Source organism: Terriglobia bacterium, from assembly GCA_036496425.1.
In the GTDB taxonomy this organism is placed as follows: Bacteria; Acidobacteriota; Terriglobia; order 20CM-2-55-15; family 20CM-2-55-15; genus 20CM-2-55-15.
Map to the genome: position 1 here is coordinate 1 of DASXLG010000259.1, position 10,229 is coordinate 10,229.

The window sequence follows — 10,229 nt, forward strand, 5'->3', positions numbered from 1 at the left end:
CTTGTGCCTCTTGTGCTTCTTGTGTTCCTTCCCCCTAGTTTTCCAGGTGTTGCAGCAGGTCGCGTTTGTGGCTTTTCAAATGGAGTTTGAGCCGGAGCGGGTCGAGGACAACGTCCGAATCGGAGTTCATCTTATGTTCAAGGTGACGCTTCAACACAGCGCGGCTTAAACGCTCCACAATCTGAATTACTCCAAAACGAAGTACTTTCTCCAGAACTCGCTTGCTCCGGCGCTGCTGAATTTCTTCATAACAGTCGCGGTGTTTCGCGGCTTCGAAATTCGGCAGCATGCGCCTGATGAAGGGATTCGCCTCAATGAAACCGTCGTAAACATTCTTGCCGTAGACCGGCTTCAACGCCGCCGCCTGCTGCGCTGTAAAGGCGTCGTGTTCGAACAGGGGCAGCGCTGCGTCGCTGATGACGTAATTCATGCAGAGCCTTTTTCGCAAGCCCTTCGCCTTTGCCCACAACACAGCAATCAAGAAGACGGCCCACAACTTTCCATCCTCGGCAATCATGAAGAGATCGATGTCTTCGGATGTACTCATGTTGCGGTGTGCCGTGGCGCCCGAGAATGCGATCATCCGAACAAATGGAAACGATGCCAGCGTACGCAGATGCGAAGAGACCTCCGCGATGGCGCGGTCACTCGTTTTTTCGCGCTGCGCGCGCAACGCCAGCAATTCCGCCCTGGGTTCATACTGCAGCTTCTCAACGGATGCCTGTAACGTAAGCTCATCCACGCTCAGTTCAAGCAGCCGTTCGCGGATTTCATCGCGGCGCAGGGGGTATTGGAACAGCTCGGCGTACCGGATTGCTTTATGGATTCCAGCCTCGAGTTCCCGGTTCGCCGGCGCGGGCGTCCGGCCCGGGTTCGATAGCGGCGCGCGATGGGCTTCACGGTATACATCGAGCGTCAATCGCGCCGTCTGTGCCCACGAGAATTCCGCAGCGCGGTTGATTCCGCGATTTGACAACTCCCGGCGAAACGCACCATCTTCCGCAACACGCGCCATCGCTTCTGTCATGTCCTGTGTGTCGCGCGGATCGACCAGCACCGCCGCCCCTTCACCGATTTCCTTCATGGACGAGTTGTTCGACGTGATAACGGGGGTGCCGCAGGCCATTGCTTCGACGATCGGCAGACCGAAGCCCTCCAATAACGACGGATAGACGAATGCCGTAGCGCCGCTGAACAAGGCCGGCAGGTCTTCGCGCGGTACATAGCCGAGAAACTTCACGCGGCCATCCAGGCCGAGCGAGCGGGCTCTCTGCTCGGCTTCTTCTCCGTGATACCAGCGGTTTCCGGCGATGACAAGCTGATGGTCTTTCTGGGGAATTCGCGCGAAAGCTTCGACCAGCCGGAGGAGATTCTTCCGCGGCTCGAGATTTCCCACATAGAGGAAATAGGGCGCGTCAGGCCGGACCGGGACGGGTTTGAATTCGGGTCCGGCCGCCAGCGGAGTAACCCGGATACGATCCTCCGGTATTGCGAGGTACCTCACGATCTGCCACTTCGAATATTCCGAGTTTGTGATGATCAGGCGGGCCTTGCGGGCAACGTGAGGAACCAGGCGTTTCGTGTAGAGCCGCTTTGCCAACGGATGCGCATCGCGCAACGTTTCCAGTCCCATGTCGTGGATGGTCACCACGTAAGGCCGCTCTTCGGCAATCGGCGCCAGGAAATTCGTGTAGTGGCAGATGTCCGGTTGGACTTTGTCCAGGACTCTCGGCAGGAGCGCGTGAAGATATACCGCGCGAATCGGGCAGTGGACGGAGTTGGTGAACTTCAGGTTGCCATTCGACGACGGGAAATGAAGATTCAACGGCAGATGCGAGAAAACGTGGAACTGGTCCTCGTGGTTCGCCGCCAGCATCGCCTTGAGCAATTCTTCGCAGTAATACCCGACACCGGATTTGCGTCCGTGCAGAACGGTGCCGTCAAAGGCAATTCTCATGCGGAAATGCGAAACCTTCTTTCGCGGGGGGTGGAGGGCCAGTCTACAACATTTTCCCTATAATAGGCCCCCATGTCTGATGGCGAGCCGCTTCTCCTTTGTCCTGAGTGCCGCCGGACGCTGCCCGTCCGTCCCCCATGCTCGTGCGGGTTCGTTTTGCGCGAATTCGAGGGGATTCTGAATTTCATGACGAAAGATCAGGAACGCGCGGTTCAGCCGTTCCTGGAGGCGTATGAAAGTGTTCGCGCCGATGAGCAATGGGGAGACGACGATCTCGACCTTCCGTGCCATCCGAAAAGACATCAGGACATTTGGGAAATCCGTCAAAGAACGTTTCGCGCGTTCGAAACGATCGCGACACGAGTGGAGCGGGGAATGGCCGTCGACGTCGGCGCCGGAAATTGCTGGATGACGCGCTATCTGGACCGTTGGGGTTTCGATGCGATCGCGGTCGACGTAAACACCAGTAAAATCGATGGCTTGGGTGCCGGCCAGAAGTTCATCGATGAAGGGGCGAGGTTTTTGCGGATCCGCTCGCCGCTGGACCGGTTGCCCTTTGCCTCCGGCAGGATTAGACTGGTCGCGATAAACGCGGCATTTCACTATGCCGCCGATTTCCGTGCCGCTCTCGCTGAATTCACGAGAGTGGTCCCCCCCGGCGGAATGATCATCATCATGGATACGCCTGTTTATGAAGACCCTGCGGAAGGAGAGCGCATGATTGCCGAGCGCGTCGAGGAATTTCAGCAGAAATATGGGATCGCGGAAACTCTATCGCGCCAGGCGCGATACTTGACGTTCGGCATGATTGCGGAATTGGCGGCTCAACAGAATCTCAAGGTCCGAGTCGAACCAGTGTGGCCCGGCTGGCGCCGTAAATATGAAGAAATTTATGCCAGGCTGTCGGGCAGGCGCATCGCGCAGTTTCCGTTGATCGTGTTCGAGAGTTAGCCGGGAAGGAAAAGATGGAAAAGAAAGTCATCCTGTTTTTCCCCTCCTATCGCAGCGTGGAGTGCGCTCCGCCGCTGGCGTTGCTTGCGCTGGCGCCGATTGCAGAACAGCGCGGCTTGAAAGTGGAGGTCGTCGACTCGACCACGCAGCCGGACTACTGTGAACGCATTGTCGGCCAGCTCAACGATGCCGTCTGCGTCGGGATATCCATCGTGACCGGCCCGATGATTGTCGAGGCGATCGAAGTCGCCAAAGCCATTAAGGCGGTCCGCCCGGATGTCCCTGTCATTCTCGGCGGCTGGCACCCCTCGACTCTCGCCGAACAGAGTCTGCGGGCGCCTTACATCGATGTGATAGTCCGCGGGCAGGGTGAATTGACGTTCGGCGAAATTCTGGACCGGCTTGTTTCCGGCCGGACTCTCGAAGGCGTCGAAGGCTGCTCTTACCGGGATAGTGAAGGCCAGGTCATTCATAATCCCGGGCGGCGGACGGTGAACATATCGGAGCTCCCGGCGAAGGCGTATCACCTGGTCGACATCGAGCCATACGCGAGACTTTCGGGAAGCCGATGGGTCTATTACGCGTCGAGTCACGGCTGCCCTTATGACTGTTCGTTTTGTTCGAATGCCAGCCTCTATGGCCGTGCCTGGAATGCGCTGCCCGCGGCGCGGGTGGTCGAAGAGCTGGTCGATGTGGTGCGGCGCTTTCGTCTGGATCTGGTCTCGATTGTGGACGACAACTTCCTGGTCGACCGGCAGCGCGGCATCGACATCGCCGCAGGTCTGATCGAGTCCGGCGTCAAGTTCAACTGGTGCATCCAGACAACTGCAAATTTTCTGATTCGATCCAGCGACGAAGAGTTGAAATTGATGCGGAAAGGCGGCTTGTGCCGCGTCTTCATCGGCGCTGAGTCCGGGTCCGACGATGTTCTGGCGTCGGTGAATAAGGTGCGCTTCCAAGGCACGAAAGTGCTCCATGAAGTCGCTGAAAAATGTCACCACGCCAATATCCGCTGCACGTTTTCACTCATCTTCGCACTGCCCGATGAAACGGATGCCGACCAACGCCAGACACTCGCCTTGATTCGCGACATCAAGTCGAAGTTTCCGAACACCGAATTTCACAGCAACATCTACACCCCATATCCAGGTGCTCCGAATTTCAAGCGGGCCCTGAGCCTGGGCCTGAGAGAGCCGCAATCGCTCGAGGAATGGGCCGAGTTCTATCCGAAGTTCCAGCGCCTGCCCTGGATCGACGAGAAGCGCCACCGGCAGATTCAACGCATGCGCGATTACATCCGGATTGGCTACGGCATGGATGGCGTGCGCCGCCGGTCTTCCCTGCGAAACGCCGCAAACCGCGTGCTGGGACCGCTCGCGCGGGCGCGCCTGGATGCGCATCGCTATAGCCTGCCGCTGGAGTTGTGGGCGTTGAAGGGCCTCAGCTTCGCGAAAAATGCGCTCGGGCTCCACAACGTCCGGACGCACATCGTGCAGTCGTGATCGTTCTCGTCCAACCCCGGAGCGCGAAGTGGAAACACCGCCTCCCGATATCGCTCCTGTCGCTGGGATCGCTTCTCGAAGACCGCTATCCCTATCAGATCGTGGACGGTAATTTCGAGCCGGACCTGGAGGCGAAGCTCGTCCGGACGATCCGCGAGAGCGGCGCGCGGTATCTCGGAGTCACCGTCATGCCCGGTCCGCAGCTGCTTCAGGCGATGCCGGTCACTCGCAACCTGAAAAAAATGTTTCCGCGGCTTCAGATTATCTGGGGGGGCTATTTCCCGTCTCTGCATACGAATGCGGTGTTGCAATCGGGGTTCGTGGATTTTGTCATCCGCGGCCAGGGCGAGCTGTCCTTTGTCGAACTGATCGACGCTCTCGAAAACGGCGCGGACGTGGGCGGTATTCCCGGTCTTTCGTTCCGGCGCGGCAGCGAGATCATCCACAATTCCAAACGGCCGGTCACGGACCCGAACACTCTGCCGCCGGTACCCTACCATCGCGTCGATGTGAAACGGTATATCGGCAAGACGTATCTGGGCTCGAGGACCATGAGCTACCACTCGAGTTTTGGATGCCCGTTTCTCTGCGGTTTTTGCGCCGTTGCCGCAATCTACAAGGGACGCTGGACGGGAAAGACGGCGCGTGATGTCGTCGCTGAAGTACTGATGTTCAAAGCGAAGTACGGCGTCAACGCGGTGGAATTCATTGATAATAACTTTTTCGTTGCCGAGAAAAGGACGCTCGAAATCGCGTCCGGGCTCATGGGGCACGGAATTGGATGGTGGGGCGAGGCCCGCCCCGACACGCTGATGCTGTATTCCGACGCGACTTGGCGAACGATGCGCGAATCCGGCTGCAAAATGATTTTCTTCGGCGCCGAGTCGAGCTCGGAGAACGTCCTCGAATTGATGGACAAAGGCGGCACCCAGACACCAGACACAGTGCTTGAGATCGCGGCGCGCGCGAAGGCTTTCGATATCATTCCGGAGTTTTCGTTTGTGCTGGGGACACCATCTGATGATGTCGATGGCCAGATCGATCGCGATATCCGCTACATCCGGCGCATCAAGGAAATCAATCCGAAGAGCGAAATCGTTATCTATGTGTTCTCGCCGGTTTTCTTCGACGATGCCGACCTTCTGCAGAAAGCCCGGGAGCACGGCTTCACATTTCCCGAGCAGCTGGAAGAATGGCTCGATCCGAAGTGGACGGCGTTCGATCTGCGGAAATATCCGCTGACGCCCTGGCTCAAGCCGCGGCACTTCGAGAAAATCTTCAATTTCGAGCGCGTTTTGAATGCGCGCTTCCCGACCGTTTCAGACATCAAACTGAAAACCTGGCAGACGGGCATTCTCAAAACCCTTGGCGGGTGGCGGTACAAAGCCGGTTTCTACAAAGCGCCGTGGGAAATCCGTCTGGTGGCAAACCGGCTGTTCCGCTATCGCCAGCCGGAAATCGAAGGGTTCTGATTTGCGCGCCTTGCTGGATCCAATCAAGTTCAAGCTGCAGCAAAGGTCGCATCGTCTTCAGGTTCTGCCGATCATCATTGTCTATCTCAACAATGTCTGCGACAGCCGATGTGTGACCTGCTCGATCTGGAAGAACAATGAAGCGCTGAAGATTCCGGCCGAACGGCAGATGTCCGGCGAGCTCCTTGAGGAGTTGTATCAGAACCTCGGGAAATGGCATCCGAGGCAGATCCTGCTGTCCGGCGGAGAGCCGGCGCTTCATCCCTCGTTTGCGGAAGCCGTGCGCAAGTTTCGCGATATTGCCGGGAAGGTTTGCGTCATCAGCAACGGGCTGGCCCTGAGTTCGTGCGGTTCGCGCGCGCTGCAGGGCGTTTCGGAATTTTATATTTCGTTTGACGGCCATGACCGCGAGTCTTACCGCCGGATTCGCGGTGTCGACGGATTCGAGCGTCTGGCGTCCACTCTCGAAATCCTGAACACACTGCGCAGGCGCCCGAAGATCGTCGCCCGCTGCACCCTTCAGAAAGCCAATGTCCGACGGTTGCCGCAGCTGGTGGAGGCTGCTCGCGCCATGGGGTTCGATTGCATTTCGTTTCTTGGGGCCGACCTCGGCAGCCCGGCTTTCGCCAGGGACCTGCACGGTCCGGCGGATGCGGAGGCCATTCAGCCGGACGGCGAGGACTTGCTCGAAATGACGGATGCCCTTCGAGGGCTCGACTACAGCGATGGTTTCGTAGAGGGCGGTGTAGAGAGACTGAATCGGATTGCTCAATACTTTCGCGCTCTGAGGGGCGAGGGCGAGCTGCCGGCTGTGAGCTGCAATGCGCCGTGGATGTCGATGGTCATCGAAACGACGGGCAGGATGCGCGGATGTTTCTTCCAGCCCGTGATCGGCGATTTTCGAACCGTCAATGAAGAAGCGGCGTTGAGTTTCCGCCGCAACTTGAACGTAAGCACCGATGCCACATGCGAGCGCTGCGTCTGCAGCAGATCGCTGGGTGTGGCTGAGTTTTTGCGAATGTAGCACTAACTAATCAGCGAAATATCGATTGAGCGACATTCCCCGCCGTTCCAAGGCGGGGTGGCTGCGCGCATCAAAGATTCCAGAATCGCGTGCAGACGGGGCGGTTAGTAACTTCAAACAAGAAAGGAGCGCTTCGCGGTTCGTTAACAACCACCCCACCCTCGCGTTCTAACGATTTGATCGCTCGGGCACCCCTCCTTGAAAACGGAGGGGAATGTTACTCAATTTCACGTTTCAAGCCACGCCGTGAGATCGCGCTGCAGAAGCGATCCGAGACGCTGAATATCGTTCCTGTAGTACTCAACGAGAAGCCCGCGATCGGCCGCTTCCATCTTCAGCGACGCGCCGCGCCTGAAAAGCAGCCGGCGCAGGGCGAGTTGCAGGTTTTCGGGAATCGCCCGGCCAATCTGATGCGTCATATCCAGGCGCATCGCCAGGTGGTAAGCGAACGGAAATCTCGGCGCCTGCCGTTCAAGCTTCTTCCGCGATGTATCCGGACGAAACTCCGGATCCACACCCAGGAACTGGAAAATGTCGGCAAGCAGCCGTTGCGGCTGTTTCCAGTGCTCCTCGTACCAGTAGATGCGAATATTTTCTCTCGGGAAGCGTTCCAGATAGCGCTTCACCTGCTCCTCATACAAACCGATCTCGAGCAGCGGGTAATGGGCCGAAATCGTCCGGTCGCGATTCCTTAAGCACGCTTCGATGTGCTCGCGGAACGAGCAGTGAATGAGGCCCACGGCGGCCTGGTGCAGATATTGAGAAAAGGCGCGCTCCGCGGGATCGCGCAGCATGATGATGATTTTCGCGTCCGGGATCCGGGCCGCGATGTTTGCGGGCGCCGTCTCCGACCACAGATAGATCACGGATGCCTCGCCGAGGGCGATCTCGTCCCGGACTCCTCGAAAGAGTTCCAGATATTCCTGCCAGGTGGAGAACAGCCATCCGGGCGGCCGGTCCGCCTGTTCCCGCGATCTTAGCCCGATATATCTCCGATGTGTCTCCGAGAGATTATCGAGCCGGACCTCCGATGCGAAATAGCAGGGCTCCTTCACGGGGCTCATGTAAATCTGTGGATGCTGCCGAAGATAGTGATACAGCGAGGTTGTGCCGGCCTTGCCGGTCCCCGCGATAAAGAAATTCGGCGCCCGGCCGCCACCCATGAGCCGGATCATATATCACCTTGTTGCCGTTTCTGCGTCGAACCGGTAGACTGAGGCTCCACCCCCTTGGAGTTCGGATGACCGATATTCTGCTCGGCCACGCCTATTTTCTCAAATACGACATCATTGAGCGGCGTGTCATGAAACCGTATCCACCGCTTGGAATTCTGTACCTTTCGTCGTATTTGAAGCGTGCAGGCTTCGGAGTTGAAGTTTTCGATTCGACCTTCCGGGATTTTGAAGACTTTGCAGCCGTGGTTCGGCGCATAAAACCGCGCATTGTCGGGCTCTATGCAAACATCATTACCCGCGAGAACGTTTTTCGCCTGGCGGGGATTGCGAAAGCGAACGGTGTTGAATTTGTGGTCGTGGGCGGTCCCGACGCGTCGGAATGGTGCGAGCGATACTTCGCGAACGGCGTCGACGTCATCGGCACGAACGAAGGCGAGCAGACCCTCGAAGAACTGATTCCCTGGCTGCAGCAGAAGGGACTCGCCGGTCTTGAAAGCGTCCGCGGCATCATATTTCCGAAAAACGGCCGCGTCCATCGGACTCCGCCGCGGCCGGCCATCACGGATCTGGACTCCCTGCCGTGGCCCGACCGTGACGTCCTCAACATGGACGAATATTTCCATGCCTGGAAATCGCATCACGGCGAAAGCTCCGTTTCGTTGATTACCGCAAGGGGATGTCCCTTCCACTGCGCGTGGTGTTCGAGCGAAGTGTTCGGCCACACGCACCGTCAGCGGTCTCCGAAGGATGTTGTCGACGAGATGCTGATGCTGAAAGAGCGTTACAACCCGGACATCATGTGGATCTCCGACGACGTGCTCACGATCAACAAGAAATGGACACGGGAATTTGTTGCCGAAGTGAAAGCGCGCAACGCGCAGCATCCGTATGAGTGCCTGTCGCGCGTCGATCTGGTGGACCGCGAGGTGTTGAAGGGGCTGCGTGAAACAGGCTGTTTCCGGATCTGGTACGGCGCGGAGTCGGGGTCTCAGAAGATTCTCGACAGTATGCAGAAGGAAACCACCGTCTTTCAGGTGCGCCAGGCGGCGCGCATCACCCAGGAGCTGGGGATACAGGCGGGCTTTTTTATTCTGCTGGGATATCCGGACGAAACCACAAACGACATCCAGATGACGATCGATTTTCTGAAAGAAACGCGGCCGGATGTCGTCGGCACCTCGGTGGCATTCCCCATCAAGGGCACACAGTTTTATCAACGCGTCGAAAAACGGCTGATGCCCGACGAGAACTGGTCTTCGAGAAATCAGAACAAGCTGTTATTCAAAGGGAAATATCCCCGTCTTTATTACTGGTTCGCGGCCCGCTGGCTGGTGAAGGAAGTCAATGTCGACAAAATGTGGCGGATGAACAAGCGTCCATACGGAAGGATTGCTCTGGAATCCGCCAAGGCTTCGGTGGCCCGTCTCGGTGTTGCCGCCGTGGACGCCGCGTCCTTCTACCGTTCTCATGCCTGATTGGTTGTGGAGGCTGCTGCTTGCAGCCGTGATTGTTCAGATTCCATTTGAGGTTCGATTGAAGCTGCTCGGACTTTCGAATCTCCAGTGGACGTTTGCCGCGCTGGCACTTGCGTGCATCCCACTGTTGATTCGAAATCGTGATGCGTTGATTCGCGACCGCCTGGTCCAGGCGGCAGCGGTTTTCGTGACGATCCAGTGGATGGTGGCGCTCATGGCGCCGGAATTTCACGCCAATGCGATGAAGGGCGCAGTTCGGTTTACGGCTGGTCTGCTTCTTCTCGCGATCGTGCGCGCATCGGCTTCGGAGAAGCTCATCTCGAAGACGTGGGTTATCGCATCGGCGGCCGCAGCGCTATACGGGCTGGCGGAGTACGCCGGCTTCGGCCTTCCGCGGCTGTTCAGGATGGAAGAGTTTTACATCGGGCAGGTCCAGCGCTTGAGCGGATCATTCGAATATCCGAACACGGCTGCCGCCTACTTCACCATGTCGTTGCCGATCGTGTGGTGGAGTTCGTTTCGTCCTTATCTCCGGGTGGCTGCCGTCTTTCTGCTCTGGTGCGCGACGGTGCTGACGTTCTCCAAGGGCGCTCTGCTCGCCGTTCCGATCGTGCTGGTGTTTTCACTTCGGCGCCAATGGAAGGAAACGGTTGCGCTGCTGGCAGCCGGCGTT

The 10,229-nt window shown here is 57.9% G+C and carries 8 protein-coding genes; 6 read left to right on the forward strand and 2 right to left on the reverse strand.

Translation table 11 applies throughout. The features are described 5' to 3' along the window. Window positions 1–34: 34 nt before the first annotated feature. Window positions 35–1,957, reverse strand: a complete 1,923-nt coding sequence (locus VGK48_18870) for a glycosyltransferase family 1 protein (protein HEY2383243.1) — start codon at window positions 1,955–1,957, stop codon at window positions 35–37. Between the two features lie 186 nt (window positions 1,958–2,143). Here VGK48_18870 and VGK48_18875 point away from each other — a divergent pair, with 186 nt between their 5' ends. From VGK48_18875 to VGK48_18890, 4 genes are read left to right on the forward strand one after another with little or no spacing between them, the layout of a single operon-like run. Continuing rightward, window positions 2,144–2,908 (forward strand): class I SAM-dependent methyltransferase, encoded by a 765-nt coding sequence (locus tag VGK48_18875; GenBank protein HEY2383244.1) that lies wholly within the window; start codon window positions 2,144–2,146, stop codon window positions 2,906–2,908. A 14-nt stretch (window positions 2,909–2,922) separates the two neighbouring features. Then, the gene (locus tag VGK48_18880; protein ID HEY2383245.1) at window positions 2,923–4,410 is read left to right on the forward strand and encodes a radical SAM protein; all 1,488 of its coding nucleotides are present in this window, start codon (window positions 2,923–2,925) and stop codon (window positions 4,408–4,410) included. Then, window positions 4,407–5,882, forward strand: coding sequence for a radical SAM protein (locus VGK48_18885; protein HEY2383246.1), 1,476 nt, complete (start codon window positions 4,407–4,409; stop codon window positions 5,880–5,882). Before VGK48_18880 ends, VGK48_18885 begins: the two co-directional genes overlap by 4 nt. Before the next feature lie 10 nt (window positions 5,883–5,892). Beyond that, a complete protein-coding gene (locus VGK48_18890) occupies window positions 5,893–6,906 on the forward strand; it encodes a radical SAM protein (protein HEY2383247.1) in 1,014 nt (337 codons plus the stop codon). Between the two features lie 227 nt (window positions 6,907–7,133). Here VGK48_18890 and VGK48_18895 read toward each other — a convergent pair whose 3' ends face one another. After that, window positions 7,134–8,081 carry a sulfotransferase domain-containing protein gene (locus tag VGK48_18895; GenBank protein ID HEY2383248.1) on the reverse strand — a complete coding sequence of 316 codons (948 nt, stop codon included), beginning with the start codon at window positions 8,079–8,081 and terminating at the stop codon, window positions 7,134–7,136. A 65-nt stretch (window positions 8,082–8,146) separates the two neighbouring features. Here VGK48_18895 and VGK48_18900 point away from each other — a divergent pair, with 65 nt between their 5' ends. Next, window positions 8,147–9,556, forward strand: coding sequence for a radical SAM protein (locus VGK48_18900; GenBank protein ID HEY2383249.1), 1,410 nt, complete (start codon window positions 8,147–8,149; stop codon window positions 9,554–9,556). Further along, window positions 9,549–10,229, forward strand: a 681-nt coding sequence (locus tag VGK48_18905; protein ID HEY2383250.1) for a hypothetical protein, incomplete at its 3' end; no start/stop codon positions are given. The genes VGK48_18900 and VGK48_18905, both read left to right, overlap by 8 nt.